The organism is Allobosea lupini (assembly GCF_900109525.1).
GTDB lineage: Bacteria > Pseudomonadota > Alphaproteobacteria > Rhizobiales > Beijerinckiaceae > Allobosea > Allobosea lupini.
Map to the genome: position 1 here is coordinate 386,279 of NZ_FOAN01000005.1, position 15,341 is coordinate 401,619.

Annotated in this window: 14 protein-coding genes; 3 read left to right on the top strand and 11 right to left on the bottom strand. The window is 66.9% G+C overall.

All coding sequences use genetic code 11. The features are described from left to right. Positions 1-6 precede the first annotated feature (6 nt). From BMZ21_RS17185 to BMZ21_RS17205, 5 genes are all read right to left on the bottom strand, one after another. Positions 7-1,056, bottom strand: coding sequence for an ABC transporter ATP-binding protein (locus BMZ21_RS17185; RefSeq protein ID WP_091836812.1), 1,050 nt, complete (start codon positions 1,054-1,056; stop codon positions 7-9). Between the two features lie 10 nt (positions 1,057-1,066). Then, positions 1,067-1,873, bottom strand: a complete 807-nt coding sequence (locus tag BMZ21_RS17190; RefSeq protein WP_091836814.1) for a carbohydrate ABC transporter permease — start codon at positions 1,871-1,873, stop codon at positions 1,067-1,069. After that, complete coding sequence (locus BMZ21_RS17195) at positions 1,870-2,724, bottom strand: carbohydrate ABC transporter permease (RefSeq protein ID WP_091836816.1); 855 nt, start codon at positions 2,722-2,724, stop codon at positions 1,870-1,872. Before BMZ21_RS17195 ends, BMZ21_RS17190 begins: the two co-directional genes overlap by 4 nt. Before the next feature lie 77 nt (positions 2,725-2,801). Then, entirely contained in the window at positions 2,802-4,079 is a 1,278-nt protein-coding gene (locus tag BMZ21_RS17200) for an ABC transporter substrate-binding protein (RefSeq protein ID WP_091836819.1), read from the bottom strand. 60 nt (positions 4,080-4,139) lie between these two features. Then, positions 4,140-5,153 (bottom strand): substrate-binding domain-containing protein, encoded by a 1,014-nt coding sequence (locus BMZ21_RS17205; RefSeq protein ID WP_091836821.1) that lies wholly within the window; start codon positions 5,151-5,153, stop codon positions 4,140-4,142. A 32-nt stretch (positions 5,154-5,185) separates the two neighbouring features. Between BMZ21_RS17205 and BMZ21_RS31010 the strand changes: the two genes are divergently transcribed. Further along, on the top strand, positions 5,186-5,404 hold the full coding sequence (locus BMZ21_RS31010; protein ID WP_280141483.1) for a phosphotriesterase family protein: 219 nt from the start codon (positions 5,186-5,188) through the stop codon (positions 5,402-5,404). A 9-nt stretch (positions 5,405-5,413) separates the two neighbouring features. Here BMZ21_RS31010 and BMZ21_RS17210 read toward each other — a convergent pair whose 3' ends face one another. Beyond that, entirely contained in the window at positions 5,414-6,073 is a 660-nt protein-coding gene (locus tag BMZ21_RS17210; RefSeq protein ID WP_167561666.1) for a TetR/AcrR family transcriptional regulator, read from the bottom strand. Positions 6,074-6,393: 320 nt separating this feature from the next. Between BMZ21_RS17210 and BMZ21_RS17215 the strand changes: the two genes are divergently transcribed. Next, positions 6,394-7,662 carry an aspartate aminotransferase family protein gene (locus BMZ21_RS17215; protein WP_244543883.1) on the top strand — a complete coding sequence of 423 codons (1,269 nt, stop codon included), beginning with the start codon at positions 6,394-6,396 and terminating at the stop codon, positions 7,660-7,662. Positions 7,663-7,897: 235 nt separating this feature from the next. Here BMZ21_RS17215 and edd read toward each other — a convergent pair whose 3' ends face one another. From edd to BMZ21_RS17240, 5 genes are read right to left on the bottom strand one after another with little or no spacing between them, the layout of a single operon-like run. Next, positions 7,898-9,742, bottom strand: a complete 1,845-nt coding sequence (gene edd, locus BMZ21_RS17220; RefSeq protein WP_091836829.1) for a phosphogluconate dehydratase — start codon at positions 9,740-9,742, stop codon at positions 7,898-7,900. 59 nt (positions 9,743-9,801) lie between these two features. Continuing rightward, positions 9,802-11,280 carry a glucose-6-phosphate dehydrogenase gene (gene zwf / locus BMZ21_RS17225; protein WP_091836831.1) on the bottom strand — a complete coding sequence of 493 codons (1,479 nt, stop codon included), beginning with the start codon at positions 11,278-11,280 and terminating at the stop codon, positions 9,802-9,804. Positions 11,281-11,327: 47 nt separating this feature from the next. After that, positions 11,328-12,287 (bottom strand): carbohydrate kinase family protein, encoded by a 960-nt coding sequence (locus BMZ21_RS17230; RefSeq protein ID WP_091836834.1) that lies wholly within the window; start codon positions 12,285-12,287, stop codon positions 11,328-11,330. Further along, positions 12,284-12,727, bottom strand: coding sequence for an RbsD/FucU family protein (locus BMZ21_RS17235; protein ID WP_091836836.1), 444 nt, complete (start codon positions 12,725-12,727; stop codon positions 12,284-12,286). Before BMZ21_RS17235 ends, BMZ21_RS17230 begins: the two co-directional genes overlap by 4 nt. Positions 12,728-12,730: 3 nt before the next feature. After that, a complete protein-coding gene (locus BMZ21_RS17240; protein WP_091836838.1) occupies positions 12,731-13,975 on the bottom strand; it encodes an ROK family transcriptional regulator in 1,245 nt (414 codons plus the stop codon). A gap of 239 nt (positions 13,976-14,214) precedes the next feature. Between BMZ21_RS17240 and BMZ21_RS17245 the strand changes: the two genes are divergently transcribed. Next, positions 14,215-15,240, top strand: a complete 1,026-nt coding sequence (locus BMZ21_RS17245; protein WP_091836841.1) for a sugar ABC transporter substrate-binding protein — start codon at positions 14,215-14,217, stop codon at positions 15,238-15,240. Positions 15,241-15,341 lie beyond the last annotated feature (101 nt).

Below are 15,341 nucleotides of genomic sequence, written 5' to 3' on the forward strand. Positions count from 1 at the left end.
GGTCCATCATTGCGCCGGAAGCGCCCGGCCCGAGGCCGGGTCCATCCAGACCAGTCGTTTCGGGTCGGGCCTGAGGCCGATGCGGGTGCCCGGCTTGTGGCCACTTCCCGCCGGGGCGGCGACGCGCAGCAGCGTCGCGCCGCTGCGGCCGGTGACGAGGTCATGCGCGCCGAGGGGCTCGACCACCGCGATGTCGAAGGGCAGGCCCTCGCCGGCGGCGACCGGCATCAGGTCCTCGGCCCGGATGCCCATCAGCAGGTCGCCGGAAGCCCTCGGCGCCGGCAGGCTCGATCCCGCCAGCTCCAGCCGCGCATTCGCGACGGAGACCGGCAGGAAGTTCATCGGGGGACTGCCGACGAAGCCACCGACGAAGGTCGTCGCCGGGCGCTCGTAGACCGCGGTCGGGCGGTCGATCTGCTCGATGCGCCCGCCATGCATCACGGCGATCCGGTCCGCGAGGCCCATCGCCTCGGTCTGGTCGTGGGTGACGTAGATCGTCGTGGTCTTCGCCTCGCGCAGCACCGCCTTGAGCTCGGCGCGCATTTCGAGCCGCAGCAGTGCGTCGAGATTGTAGAGCGGCTCGTCCATCAGCAGCACCGGTGGCTCGACCGCCAGCGCGCGGGCGACCGCGACGCGCTGGCGCTGCCCGCCGGAAAGCTTGGCCGGATAGCGGTCGAGATAGGGCGTGATGTGCAGGAGCTCGGCCGCCTTGCCGACCTGCGCCTTGACCCGCGCCTCGTCGGCACCCTGCATGCGCAGGCCGAAGCCGACATTCTCGTAGACGGTCATATGCGGGAAGACGGCGTAGTTCTGGAACACCATGGCGAGTCCGCGCCGGCGCGTCGGCACCTCCGTCAGGTCGCGCCCGCCGATGACGATGCGCCCGCTCGTCGCGCTCTCCAGGCCGGCGATGATCCGCAGCAGCGTGGTCTTGCCGCAGCCGGAGGGGCCGAGCAGGGCGACGAACTCGCCATCGGCGACGGACAGGTCGATCTGCTCCAGCGCCCGCGTCGCGCCGAAGGATTTGGCGATGCCGTCGATGGTGATCTCGGCCATGTCGTTCCAGTCAGCGGTTGGCGATGCCCCACATCGCGAACAGGTATTTCCGGACCGCGAAGATGAAGGCGAGCGAGGGCAGGATCAGCAGGAATCCGCCGGCGAAGCGGAAATGCAGCGGCGATTCCGCCAGCACCGTCAGCAGATAGGCGGTGAGGGTGCGGTTCTTCACCGAGAGCACCGAGGCGGCGAAGACCTCGTTCCAGGAGATGACGAAGGCGAAGATCGCCGCCGCGGCGATGCCCGGCAGCGCGAGAGGCAGCACCACCTTGCGGAAGGCCTGCCAGCGGCTGCAGCCGAAGACCCAGGCGGCCTCCTCGAGCTCGCGAGGGATCGCCTGGAACAGGCTCGCCGAGACCAGCGCCGCGAAGGGCAGTGCCAGCGCCGTGTGCACGAGGCCGACGCCGAAGGCCGTGTCGTAGAGCCCGATGCGGATGAAGGCGACCGTCAGCGGCAGCGCCAGGATGGCGAGCGGAAAGGCACGGGTCAGCAGGATCAGCAGGCGATAGGCGTTCTGGCCGCGGAAGGAGAAGCGCGCCAGCGCATAGCCGGCGGGAGCGCCGAGGCCGATCGAGAGCGCCATGCAGGTCAGCGCCGCGACGATGCTGTTGACCATCGCCGGCCAGACGCCCTCGACCGCGAGGAAAGTCTGCAGGGCGGCGAACGAGGCATCCCCTGGCCACAGCGATTTCGGCCAGCGGAAGACGCCGGTGCGCCCGCCGAAGGCGCCGAGCGCGATCAGCCAGATCGGCACCAACACCCAGGCGCAGAGCGCGACGACGCCGGTCCAGAAGACGGTGCGCTTCAGCCCGCTCATGGCTGCTGCTCCGCCGGCACGCGCAGCACCCGCAGGTAGATCGCCGTCGCGGCGAGCGAGATCACCACGATCAGCATCGCGTAGGCGGCCGCGACGCCGGTGTTCTGGTTGGCGTTCTGCCAGGTATAGGCTTCGCCGACGAGCACCGGGAAATTGGTGCCGCCGATAGCGTAGACCACCGCGAAGACCTCGAAGGCGAGCACGGTGCGCAGGATCAGCGCGGTCTGGATGCTGGGCTTGAGCAGCGGCAGGGTGATGCGGCGGAAGATCGTCCAGGGTCTCGCGCCGAAGACCTCGGCAGCCTCGCGATATTCTTTCGGGATCAGCTGGAGGCCGGCGACCAGGATGACCAGCACGATCGCGGTGGCGCGCCAGATCTCGGCGAGGACGACGCCGAGGAAGAGCGTGCCGGGCGTCTCGTAGGTCAGCCACGCGGTCGGCCCGTCGACCAGCCCGAGCCCGTAAAGTGCGCTGTTGAGATAGCCGCGATCCTGCAAGATCGCGAGCCAGACCAGGCCGGCGGCGAGATCGGAGACGCCGAGCGGGATCGTCCAGACCCAGAGCACGAGATCGCGCCCGCGGCCGATCTTCTCGATCATCACGCTCAGCCCGAGGGCGAGCGCGAGCTGGATCGGCACGACCACGAGCACGAGGAGGAAGGTGTTGCGCAGGGCGAGGCCGAAGTTCAGGTCGGAGACCATGCGCCGGTAGTTGCCGAGCGAGGCCACCCCGCCTTCGCTGAAGGACAGCGCGATCGTCTGCACCAGGGGGAGCAGGAAGATCACCGCCAGGAAGACCAGGGACGGCCCCAGCAGCAGGTAAGGGAGGGCTCGCGACTGCGCTCGCTTCATGGCGGTCCCGGCGGCGGGTGGTGGAATGGGAAAAGCGGGCGGCCCGGAGGCCGCCCAGTGGGGAGGAATGGTTCGCGTCAGTTCACCGGGCAGGCGCCATCGCTCGCCTTGTCCGGCGCCCAGCACGGCGCTTTCGTCGTCTCCATCAGCCCCTTGAGCACGACAGCCTGCGCGTCGAGCACCGTGCGCGGGTTCTCGCCGCGCAGCACGATGCGCTGGAAGCTGTCGGAGAAGACCTTGTTGAATTCGCCGCCCTTGTCGCCGAGCCCGATCGGGAGCAGCGCCGGCAGCGCATCCTTCGCCCCCTGCGTCTTGGCGACGCCCTCGGCGATCAGCTTGATGCCCGGCGAGAGATCGGCCGGCAGGTCGGCCTTCACCACTGGGAAGAAGCCGACCTCGGCTGCGGTCCTCACCTGCACGTCAGGCTTGGTCAGGTGCTCGATCACCGCGGCGGCGCCGGCGCGATCGGGCGCGCCCTTCGGGATGGCGAGGCCGGCGATGACCGGCATGTAGCCGCGCCCCTTCGGGCCGGCCGGCGCCGGGAAGGTGACGTATGTGTCGGGCTCCTGCACCAGCGCGTCCTTGACACGCGCGACATGGTCGAACGCGACCCAGACCTCGCCGGCCATAAGCGGCTCCTGCATGAAGTCGTAGCTGGTCGAGTTCGGATTGACGTATTGCCAGAGGCTCTTGAACTTGCCCCACATCGCCTCGGCCTCGGCCGAGCGGAACGGCGTCACCACCCCGCCGGTGAAGGAGGGGTAGAGATAGCCCTGATAGAAGCGCGGCATCAGCCCCTTCGGCCCGGCCGGGAAGCCGATCAGGCGCTTGCCGGTCTTCTCGGTCAGCGCCTTGCCCCAGGCTTCGAGCTGGTCATAGGTCAGCGCGTTGACGTCGGCGCCGGCCGGCAGCGAGGCGAGCGCCTCCTTGCGCGCGACCATGATGTAGGTCGCCTGCATCCAGGGGATATAGACTTGGCTGCCCGTGCCGAGCTTGCCGAGTTCCATCAGCCCCGGCGGGATGCCGCGATCGGCGAGTTTGGCGGCGATATCGTCGATCGGCTCGATGTCGCCGGAGGTGACGAGCGGCTGCAACTCGCCATGGAGAGCGCCGGCGACGCTGATCGTGCGCTTGCCGGCCCTGCCCTCGGCCTTCATGCGGACGTCGAATTGCGGCGGCTCCTCGACCAGATAGGAGACTTTGCCGGGCACGCCCTTGAGCAGGACCTGGCGGACCTTCTGCGCCTCCTCGACCGGCCGCAATTGCGTCGACAGGAAATTCACGTCCTGCGCGGCGGCGAGATTCGTCGTGAACAGGATCGCAACGGCGCCCGCGCTTGCCAGAATGGGTTTCATCCTCTCCTCCCTCCGTGGTCGTTCTCGTGCGGCCTTGCCGGCCGCTTCAGGCTTGGATCGTCAGGCTTCTGCGCTCGAACCCCGCGGTATCTGGCGCAAATCCAGCACGGCCGAGAGCTCGCGCGGGTCTCTCCCACTCATGCGGGCAAGCACCATCGCGGCGAGCCGCGCGCCGACCTCGGCCGGCGGCAGTTCCAAGGTCGTTAGCCCCGGCCGCGCATAGGAAGCGGCGGGAATGTTGTCATGGCCGGTGACCGCGATATCCGGACCGATGGCGAGGCCGGCCTCGACCACGGCCTGCATCGCTCCCAGCGCCATCCGGTCGGTGGCACAGACGAGAGCCGTTGGCGGCTGGCTTCCAGCCAGCAGCTCGGCGGCGAGGCGGTGGCCGTCCGCTTCGGTCGGCTCGCCTTCGACGAAGAGCCGCTGCACGTCCTCCTCGAAGCCGGCTTCGATCATCGCCTGCCGCCAGCCCGCGGCGCGCAGCGTCGCGAAGGTGAGGTAGGACGGCGCCGACAGATGCGCGATCCGGCGATGCCCCAGGCCGATCAGGCGCGTCGTCAGCGTCCTGAAGCCGGCCTGCCCATCGCCGTCGACGAAGGCGTAGGGCCGCTTGGTCTCGGTCCGGCCATGGCAGATGAAGGGAACGCCCTTCGCCTCGAGATAGGCGACGCGCTCGTCCTTGCGGCGGGTACGGGCGAGGATGAATGCGTCGGCGCGGCCGCTCTCCACCAGCCGGCGATAGGTCGCCATCTCCTCGAGGCCGGGGCGGGCCGCGAGCAGGATGAGGTCGTGCTGCTCGGCCGCGAGCTTTTCCCCGATCGCCGCCAGCAGCTCCGCAAAAACCGGCTCGTGGAAATGCCCGGGCTGCGCCGGCATGACGAAGGCGACGGTCTCGCCTGTGCCCTTGCGCAGGCGGCGTGCGGCGCTGTGCGGACGGTAATTGGCTTCGCGCGCCGCATGCCGGACGCGCTCGCGCGTCGATTGGGCAACGTCCGGATAGTCGTCGAGAGCTCGCGACACTGTGGTGACCGAGAGCCCCAGATTCCGCGCAAGGTCCTTCAGAGAGCTCAAAACAGGTCTCCAAAACGTTTTGGAAAACTATCGTGCCGATAGCGCAAGTCAACCCGCAGGCGTGGAGCGGAAGGCCTGATCGTGATCAGCCACGACATCTGCTACAAGACGCGGCTGACCAGCCTCGGTGGGCACGGCTATGCCCCATCTTCGAGGACATCGTGCCGCTGATGCGCTCGCGTGGCTTCTCGCAGGCCGAGATCGACGCGATCCTTGTCGGCAATCCGCGCCGGCTACTGACTTTCGTCTGACTGGGAGGTTCAGATCGGCTTGCGTGCGAGTGCGCGCAGGCCGGCGACGATGGTCTCGACATAGAAGTCGAAGCTGTGCGTCATCGGCTTCTCGGCGCCGCCTTGCCAGCGGACGATGAAGGCGCGGTTGGCGAGCGCATCGAGATTGCGCGCGAGCCGCGGGAACCGGCCGGCGTCGACGCCGCGAATCTCGGCCTCGAAGGCGTTCGCCCATTCGCTGGCGTCCTCGGCCGGGCCGGGCGCGAGCTCCAGCGTGACATAGCCGAGCAGGCCCGCGACCACCGTATTGTAGGCATCGACCAGCCGTTCGCCGCCAAAGCCCGCGGATTCCAGCGCCGCAAGAATGCGTTCGACCAGCTCCATGTCGACGCCGGTGTTCGAAACGATCTGGGCGCCGAGCAATGGCGCGATATTGGGGTGCTTGCGCAGCGAGTCGCGGTAGCGGGTGAAAAGCGCGCGGAGCCAGCCCTCCCAGTCGTCGACTGCATCCTCGGCCGGCGGGATGGCATCGGCGAAAGCCATAGCCGCCACTGCACCGAGCACGGCATTGCGGCCGCCAGGCATGTGCCAGTACAGCGCCGTCGGAAACACGCCGAGCGCCCGTGCGAGTTCGCGCAGGCTGAAAGCCTCCAGCCCGCGCTCGTCGATCAGCCGCAGCGCCTCCGTCACGATCTGCGCGCGATCGAGCGCAACGACTTCGTCACGCTTGGGACGGCCCCGACGCTTTCGTTGCTCGGCTTCCGGCATGCCCTCCCCGGCGCGCGCTGCGTTCGATCCGGTTCGACTCGACAGGTCGCAATTAGCAGCCACATCGAGGTCGCGATACCTTGCAGCGCAAATCCTCACCGACCCCTCTCGACAAATAAATTGTACATCGTACAATTATTTCCAGTGAGGCCGTGCTGTCGTGAGGCAGTGCGGCGGGGCAAGCTGGCGGACCGCGGATTATGGATACGGCGCGGCGAAACAGGACGATCGACGACGAGCTCGTGGAAGCCCGGTCGCGCTATGCGGAGCGGCGGCCGAAATCGCTGGCCGTTCACCAGCGCGCCTGCGAAGTGATGCCAGGTGGAAACACCCGCACCGTGCTCTATCACGGTCCGTTCCCGCTCCGCCTTGCCCATGGCGAGGGAGCGGTTGCGACCGATGCCGACGGCCACCGCTACCTCAACCTGCTCGGCGAATACACTGCCGGCCTCTTCGGGCACTCGCATCCGGTCATCCGGGCCGCGATCGATGCGGCGCTCGATGGTGGCGTCAATCTCGGCGGTCACAACATGTTCGAGGCGGAGCTCGCCAGGCATGTGGTCGCCCGCTTCACCGCGATCGAGCGGGTGCGCTTCACCAATTCCGGCACCGAGGCCAACCTGATGGCGATCGCCACGGCCCGCGCCTTCACGAAGCGGTCGAAGGTGCTGGTGTTCCGGGGCGGCTACCATGGCGGCCTGCTGTATTTCGGCGGCGGTGGCATCCCGATCAACGCGCCCTATGACTTCATCGTCGCGCCCTACAACGACACTGATGCGACGGCGCGCCTGATCCGGGAGAACGCGTCGGACCTCGCCTGCGTACTGACCGAGGCGATGATGGGCTCGGGCGGCTGCATTCCCGCCCGCCCCGCTTTCCTCGCCATGCTGCGCGAGGAGACGCACGCTGCGGGTGCGCTTCTCATCCTCGACGAGGTGATGACCTCACGCTTCGGCCGCAGCGGCGCCCATGGCTTGCTCGGACTCCGGCCCGATCTCGTCACGCTCGGCAAATGGATCGGCGGCGGCATGTCCTTCGGGGCCTTTGGGGGGCGGGCCGAGATCATGGCGATGTACGATCCCGAAAGGCCGGGCTCCCTGCCGCATGCAGGCACCTTCAACAACAACGTGCTCTCCATGTCGGCCGGCATCGCCGCGCTGACGCAGGTCTTCACGCCGGAGATCGCCGAAGCTTTGCACGCGCGCGGCGAGCGCCTGCGGGAACGGCTGAACGAGGTCTTCCGCAAGGCCGATGTCGCCCTCCAGGCGAGCGGACAGGGCTCGCTGATGAATATCCATGGCTTTCGCGGCCCGGTGAGCACGCCGGACGACCTCGCCGCCAGCGACGATCGCCTCAAGGAGCTCGTCTTCCTCGATCTGCTCGAGCGCGGTTTCTACCTCGCCCGTCGCGGCTTCATCGCCTTGTCTCTGGCCGTCGACGATGCGGCGACGGAGCAATTCCTCACCGCATTGCAGGACGTTGTCACGGAGCGCAGGCATGTGCTCGCCTGAGCGGGCGTGACTATATTCACCGCAGGGCGGCCTGTTCTCGGTGGAACCACCTCGAAATCGGATTGCCGACGATCATGCCGATAGCTCGCCTCAATCGGCCTCGTACAGGGCTTTGGATGACCGCCACTCACATGCATGGCCGATTGCCATGCTGTCTCATCGGGCGCGTTGGCGTTCCAGACGCCGCAAGCATGCCACCTTGCGGTCACTGAACCTGTTCATCGAGTTCCGTCATCTAAGGAGTGCCGAAGATCGTGGCACCGGTGTCGGCCGTGCCGACAGACGAGCGGAAGGCCTCGAACAGTTCGCGCCCGACGCCGCGATGGGACGGAGCGAGATCGGCCTCTGCCGGCGTGCGGCGCACCCATTCCCGCGGGTCGACCAGCGCCGTCAGCGTGCCGGCGACCGCATCGACGCGGATCAGGTCGCCATCGCGGATCAATGCGATGGGCCCGCCATTGGCGGCTTCCGGCGTGACATGGATCGCCGCCGGCACCTTGCCGGAGGCGCCGGAGAGCCGCCCGTCGGTGACCAGCGCGACCTTGAGGCCGCGATCCTGCAGCACGCCTAGCGGCGGCATCAGCTTGTGGAGCTCCGGCATGCCGTTGGCGCGCGGGCCCTGGAAGCGCACCACGGCGACGAGGTCCCCCGTCAGCTCGCCGGCTTTGAAGGCGACCTGCAGCGCTTCCTGGCTGTGGAAGACGCGCGCTGGCGCCTCGACGACATGGCGCTCCTTCGCGATGGCGGAGGTCTTGATCACGGCGCGGCCGAGATCACCGGTCAGGAGGGTCAGGCCGCCGGTCGGCTGGAAAGGCGCCGCCACGCCGCGCAGCACGGTCTCGTCACCGCTGGCGACGGCGCCGTCGCGCCAGGCGAGGCTGCCGTCTGGCGCCAGCACCGGTTCCCGGACATAGGCATCGAGCCCCTGCCCCAGGACCGTCTCGACATCGCGATGCAGCAGCCCGCCGCCAAGCAGCTCGCGGATGACGAATCCCATGCCGCCGGCGGCATGGAAATGGTTCACATCGGCCTTGCCGTTTGGATAGATGCGCGTCAGCAACGGCGTCACCGGCGCGAGATCGGAAAAATCGTCCCAGGTCAGGCGGATGCCGGCCGCCGCCGCCATGGCGACGAGATGCATGGTATGGTTGGTCGAGCCGCCGGTGGCGTGCAGCCCGACCATGCCGTTGACGAAGGCGCGCTCGTCCAGCATCCGGCCGACCGGCTTGTACTCGTTGCCGAGCGCGGTGATCGCCATCGCCCGCTCGGTAGCAGCCTTGGTCAGGGCCTCGCGCAACGGCGTGTTGGGGTTGACGAAGGAGGCGCCCGGCAGGTGCAGCCCCATGATCTCCATCACCATCTGATTGGTATTGGCGGTGCCGTAGAAGGTGCACGTGCCGGGGCCGTGATAGGAGCGCGATTCCGCTTCGAGCAGCGCGTCGCGGTCGACCTTACCCTCGGCGAAGAGCTGGCGTACCCGCGATTTCTCGTCATTGGAGAGGCCTGAGGTCATCGGCCCGGCGGGGATGAACACGGCCGGCAGATGGCCGAAGGAAAGCGCGCCGATGACGAGGCCGGGCACGATCTTGTCGCAGATGCCGAGAAAGACCGCGGCATCGAAGGTCTGGTGCGAAAGCGAGACCGCAGTCGCCAGCGCGATGACGTCGCGCGAAAACAGCGAGAGCTCCATCCCGGCCTCGCCTTGGGTAATGCCGTCGCACATGGCGGGCACGCCGCCCGCGACCTGCGCCACGCCACCGGCTGCACGCGCTGCGGCGCGGATCACCTCCGGAAAGTTCTCGTAGGGCTGGTGGGCCGAGAGCATGTCGTTATAGGCGGTGACGATGGCAAGATTGGCACCGACGCCGGCCCGCAGCATGGCCTTGTCCCCGGGCCCGCAGGCGGCGAAGCCGTGAGCCTGGTTGGCGCAGCCCAGCCGCTGGCGGCGCGGCCCTGCTGCTGCCGCGGCCTCCACCCCATCCAGATAGTGTTGCCGCGCATCGTGTGAGCGGCGCACGATCCGTTCCGTGACCTCGCCGACGCGGGCGTTCAGAAGAGAATTGTTGGCTTGGGTGGTCATCGAGACCTCCTGGCAAGTTTAATCCACTATGACCGCTGCACGGGCATCGCGTAGGAACGTCACGCTCCGTCCTCCTGCCAGGTCCGGCCATCGCGCTCGATCAATGCGATCGAGGCGGAAGGTCCCCATGTGCCGGCAGTATAAGGGCGCGGCTGCTCATTCAGATTGCGCCACGCTTCCAGGATAGGGTCGACCCATCGCCAAGCGGCCTCGACCTCGTCGCGACGCATGAACAATGTTTGGTTGCCGCGGACCACATCGAGAATAAGCCGCTCATATGCATCGGGATTGCGGACCTTGAAGGCTTCGGCGAAGCTCATATCGAGCGGGACATGGCTGAGGCGGATGCCGCCGGGACCGGGATCCTTGATCATCAGCCAAAGCTTGACGCCTTCGTCCGGCTGCAGGCGAATGACCAGGCGGTTTGGTCGGATCTGTCCGACCTGCTCGCTGAAAGCCGAGTGCGGCACCGGCCGGAAGCCGACGACGATTTCCGAGACGCGCGTCGCAAGGCGCTTGCCGATGCGCAGATAGAAGGGCACGCCGGCCCACCGCCAGTTCGCAACCTCCGCCTTCAGAGCGACGAAGGTCTCCGTCTGGCTGAGGTTCGATCCGAGCTCGTCAAGATACCCTGACACCGCTCCGCCTGCCGAGGCGCCGGCGCGATACTGGCCGCGCACCGTGAGGCTCGCGGCATTGCGTTCATCGATCGGCTTCAGCGCCCGCAATACCTTGAGCTTCTCGTCGCGGACAGCATCGGCATCGAGTGATGGCGGCGGCTCCATGGCGACAAGACAGAGCAATTGGAGCAAATGGTTCTGCACCATGTCGCGCATGGCGCCGGCCGTGTCGTAGTAGCCGGCGCGCTCCTCGACGCCGAGGCTCTCGGCGACAGTGATCTGGACATGGTCGATATGGGCGGCGTTCCAGAGCGGCTCGAACAGCGCATTGGCGAAGCGCAGCGCCATCAGGTTCTGCACCGTCTCCTTGCCGAGATAATGGTCGATCCGGTAGACACGCTCTTCGGGAAAGACCTTGCCGATGGCAGCATTCAGCCGGATTGCCGAGGCCAGGTCCTTGCCGATCGGCTTTTCGATCACCACCCGGGAATCGTTGCGGGCGAGGCCGAAATTGCCAAGCCGCTCGCAGATCGGCCCGAAGAGATGCGGTGCCGTGGCGAGGTAATAAACCTGAATGCGGTCCGCACAGGGCGAGATTGCCGCCGCGAGATCCGCCCAGCCGTCATCTCCTTCGGCATCGGCGGTCACATAGTTCAGCCGCGTCAGGAAGCGATCGAGCTCCGGACCGGCCGTCTCCGAAGCCGGCACATGCTCGACGATGGCCGCGCGTGCGAGAGAAACGAACTCCTCTCTGGTCATTGCGCCCCGCGCAACGCCGATGATCGTCGCCTCCGGCGGCAACTGGCCAGCGAAATCGCGATGGAACAACGCGGGCAGCAGCTTGCGCCGCGCAAGATCACCCGTCGCACCGAACACCGTCAGGACAAAGGGAGCCACCGGTATCACGCGGCTGGTCATGCAATCCCTTTCTGGTTTCAACCCCGAAGACTCATCAGCTCCGGCAATCAGCCGGTGAGGCGCGGATGCAGAAATGCATCGACCTCCGCCGCCGTGGGCAGGTCGGCTCCGCGGCGGGCAACGGTGATGGCTGCGGCAGCTGTCGCGTAGGTCAGCAACTCGCCGATCGCTGGCAGATCAAGCGCTGCGATTGCGCCGGGATGAAGCCGCCGGGACTTCGTGAGCTGGGCAAGCAGCGCGGCATGAAACGTGTCGCCGGCCCCGACGGTGTCATGCACCCGCACGGTGCGGCCAGGCACTGAAATGCTGCCCGCAGCGGAGAAGGCGGTCGCCCCTCCTACCCCCTCGGTCACGACGACGAGCTGGGCGCCACAATCGAGCCAATATGCGGCAGCCTCGGCAATCGTCACCTGCCCGTCCCAGGCAATGCGGACATCCTCGTCGCTGGCCTTGATCAAAGTCGCGGTACGATAGAAGCGCTCGGCCGCCCGATTCCACTGTGCCATGTCCCGGATCACGTTCGGGCGAAGATTGGGGTCGACGCTGATGACGCGCTGCCCTTTCTGGCTCTCAGCCAGGGCCGCGAAGGCGGAACCGACAGGTTCGACAACCATCGTATAGGAGCCGAAGGTCAAAGCCTGGACCTCCGCCGGCAGCGCAGCCGGCAAATCGGCGAGCCCGAGCGAGCGATCTGCCGCACCCTCGCCATGGAAGCTGTAGCTCGGCTGGCCGTCACGAGCGGTCGCGATGGCGGAGATGGTCGAGAGCCGGTCAGTCCGCACGAGGAACCTGTCGTCCACTCCCTCGTGAGTAAGAATTTCAGCGAGCAGCGTGCCAAAACGGTCATGCGAGATGCCGCCGAGGAAGCCGGTCTCGACCCCGAGCCGGGCAAGGCCAACCGCGACGTTGAAAGGCGACCCGCCCGCGACAGCCCGTGCCGGCATTTCGGTGCCTTCGGGAGGGCCGACGAACAAATCGATCAGGGCTTCTCCGCAGACGAGGATCATGGCGCGGCCCCCGGGGTCGCGATGACGCCCTTGCGCAGGATGATGTTGCCGTAAAGTCTCCGCTCTCCGCTTGCGATTACGGCATAGGCGGCGCGGACGCGGTCGTAAAATGGCTCGCCGGCGATTGGCGTCAGCCGGAAGCCCGGTTCGCGTCGTGCAATGGCAGCCTCGAACTCAGCGAAGACCGGCTCCCGCCGCTCGCAATCGCCGAAAGCACAAGGGCGGAATGCTGCACCGTCCACGGCCGCATCCAGCGGCATCAGCGAAAGCACGGCATCGAGGATTACCGGCGCCTCATGGCCGTCCATACGCACCAGCCGCCTGGCATGGGCGTCGGCAGGATAATTGGCGTCGACGATCGCGATCTCGTCGCCATGGCCCATCGCCCGCAGGAAAGCGAGCACCTCAGGTCCCAGCAGAGGAGTGATACCCTTGAGCATGCCTCACTCCTTGAACAGCACGTCGTGGTCGCGGGCGAAGGCGGCGAGCAGAGGCAGAGCCGCGCCGCCGATCGCGCGCGCGTCGCGCCCGACCGAACCTTCCAACACCGCCGCCTCTGTCAGGCCCTGGCGGTCGATTCCGGCTAGCCGTTCGCGAATGCGCTCGACCAGGCGCTGGCGGACACTGATGGGAAAGGCGCCATCGATGATGACGGCCTCGAAATCGATCACCGCGCATGTGGAGGCGATGGCCTGTGCCAGCGCCTCGGCCGCCTCCGCGATCCAGGCATCGAGGGGCTCGCGAAAATTCGACCAGTCCTCGGGCGACAGCCAAATGTCGGCGCCGCGCTGCCCGGCAGCGATCAGCTTCCGCTCCAGGCGGTAGATCGAGGCGGTGCGGATCAATTGCTGAAGGCTGACCTCGCCATTCGCGTCGCGCCGCATGATCGGCATCGAGCCGAGCGCCCCGGCATTGCCGCTTCGACCGGGGAACAGGCTGCCGCCCAGCACGATACCACCGCCGACGAAGGCACCGATATAAAAGTAGGCGAAATCTCGGTAGGCCCGCCCCGCACCGAAGGTGAGTTCGGCGGCGCAGGCCGAGGTCGCGTCGTTGCAAAGCCGGACCGGCAACGGCGCAAAGCGGCGCGACAGCTCACCGGCGACGTCGAAATCGCGCCATGCGTCGAGCGCTCCAGCCGGTGTCTCGAGATCGGCCTCCCAGTTCCAGAGCTCGAAAGGCATGGCGACGCCTAGCCCGCTGACCCGCTCCCGCTGCGCAGCGGGGAGCGCGACAAGCAGGTTGGGCATCTCGCGCTCGGCGAAGGCCAGGATGTCCTGCGGCACCGGGAACGGATAGATCATCCGCTGTCTGGCGCGGATGCCGGCGGTGAAGTCCATCAGGACGAGGTCGGAGCTGCGCCGGCCGATCATCAGGCCGAGCCCGAAGGCACCGTCGGGGTTGAGCGAGTATGGCACCGATGGTTGGCCAACGCGGCCGCGTTGAGGCTCGCCGGGGATCAGCAATCCATCGGCCTCCAGCCGATTGATGATGACGGTCGTGGTCTGCGTCGAAAGGCCGGTAAGGCGGGCAATCTCGACCTTGGCGAGGCCGGGATCACGGCGGATAAGCGACAAGATCAGGCGTTCGTTATAGAGCCGGACGCCGGTCTGAGTGCTGCCGCGACTTCCTAACGAGGCCGCGACCACGGATTCGTCGGCGTCTCGCAGCGGTGCGCGCTCTCCCATCCTCGGCTCCCCGAAACACGTGTTCTTCTTGTTTTCGCTACGGTCGTAGCTCTCTTTTCGCGACACGCATGACGCATCGCGCCAATCAGAATGAAACTAATCGGAGCACCCTGTCAATAAATAAATCGGAATGATTTATTTATTGACAGGGTGCCTCGTCTCGTGCCTGATAGCGTCGCAGAAACAACATGCGTGCGGTCGAACCGCGCCGATCGACACCAGTTCCAAGGGAGGGAACAATGCGTCTGCCATTCGGGGTTTGCGCCGCGTCGGCGCTCGTGTTTGCACTGAGCGTCCAAGGCGTTCGCGCCGCCGACAGGCCGATCGTCGGCCTCATCACCAAGACCAACACCAATCCGTTCTTCGTCAAGATGAAGGCCGGCGCCGAGGAGGCCGCCAAGGCCAATGGTGTGGAGCTGCGTTCATTCGCCGGCAAGATTGACGGTGACAATGACGGCCAAGTCGCAGCCGTGGAAAACCTGATCGCCTCCGGCGCCAAGGGCATCCTGATCACGCCGAACGATTCTCGCGCCATCGTGCCGGCGATCGAGAAGGCACGCGCTGCTGGCATCCTGGTGATCGCGCTCGACACCCCGCTCGATCCGCCGACGGCGGCGGACGCCACCTTCGCCACCGACAATTTCCTGGCGGGCGAGCTGATCGGGCAATGGGCCGCGAAGACCTTGGGCGCCAAGGCGGCCTCGGCCAAGATCGCCATGCTCGATCTCAACGTGAACCAGATTTCCGTTGATGTCGCCCGCGATCAGGGCTTCCTCAAAGGCTTCGGCATCGATGTTGGCAACCCGGCCAAGATCGGAGACGAAAAGGATGCCCGCATCGTCGGACACGACGTCACCCTCGGCAGCGAGGAAGGCGGCCGCAAGGCGATGGAGAACCTGCTGCAGAAGGACCCGGGCGTTTCGGTGGTCTATACCATCAATGAGCCGGCCGCAGCCGGAGCCTATGAGGCTTTGCGCTCGGTTGGCCGTGAGAAGGGTGTGCTGATCATCTCGGTCGACGGCGGCTGCCCGGGCGTGCGCAACGTGAAGGACGGCGTCATCGGCGCGACATCGATGCAATTTCCGCTGCTGATGGCAGCCAAGGGCGTCGAGGCCGTGAAGAAATACGCCACGGACGGCGCCAAGCCGCAGGCCTCGCCGGGTCTCGACTTCGTCAATACCGGCGTGGAGCTGGTGACGGACAAGCCCATCGAAGGCTTGCCCTCGATCGACAGCGCCGCCGCGCTGAAGAAGTGCTGGGGCTGAGATTGGCGGTCATGCACCGCGCGCAAGGACCGGCGCCCCGCCTCGGGACGCCCGAAAAAGAGTGGGCGTCCGCGCCGACACGGCACAAGGACAGCCCTCGG

Coding starts and splice junctions, on each gene's coding strand:
- BMZ21_RS17185 (WP_091836812.1), bottom strand. CDS start 1,056: ATGGCCGAGATCACCATCGACGGCATCGCCAAATCCTTCGGCGCGACG.
- BMZ21_RS17190 (WP_091836814.1), bottom strand. CDS start 1,873: ATGAGCGGGCTGAAGCGCACCGTCTTCTGGACCGGCGTCGTCGCGCTC.
- BMZ21_RS17195 (WP_091836816.1), bottom strand. CDS start 2,724: ATGAAGCGAGCGCAGTCGCGAGCCCTCCCTTACCTGCTGCTGGGGCCG.
- BMZ21_RS17200 (WP_091836819.1), bottom strand. CDS start 4,079: ATGAAACCCATTCTGGCAAGCGCGGGCGCCGTTGCGATCCTGTTCACG.
- edd (WP_091836829.1), bottom strand. CDS start 9,742: ATGACCACCCAAGCCAACAATTCTCTTCTGAACGCCCGCGTCGGCGAG.
- zwf (WP_091836831.1), bottom strand. CDS start 11,280: ATGACCAGCCGCGTGATACCGGTGGCTCCCTTTGTCCTGACGGTGTTC.
- BMZ21_RS17230 (WP_091836834.1), bottom strand. CDS start 12,287: ATGATCCTCGTCTGCGGAGAAGCCCTGATCGATTTGTTCGTCGGCCCT.
- BMZ21_RS17235 (WP_091836836.1), bottom strand. CDS start 12,727: ATGCTCAAGGGTATCACTCCTCTGCTGGGACCTGAGGTGCTCGCTTTC.
- BMZ21_RS17240 (WP_091836838.1), bottom strand. CDS start 13,975: ATGGGAGAGCGCGCACCGCTGCGAGACGCCGACGAATCCGTGGTCGCG.
- BMZ21_RS17245 (WP_091836841.1), top strand. CDS start 14,215: ATGCGTCTGCCATTCGGGGTTTGCGCCGCGTCGGCGCTCGTGTTTGCA.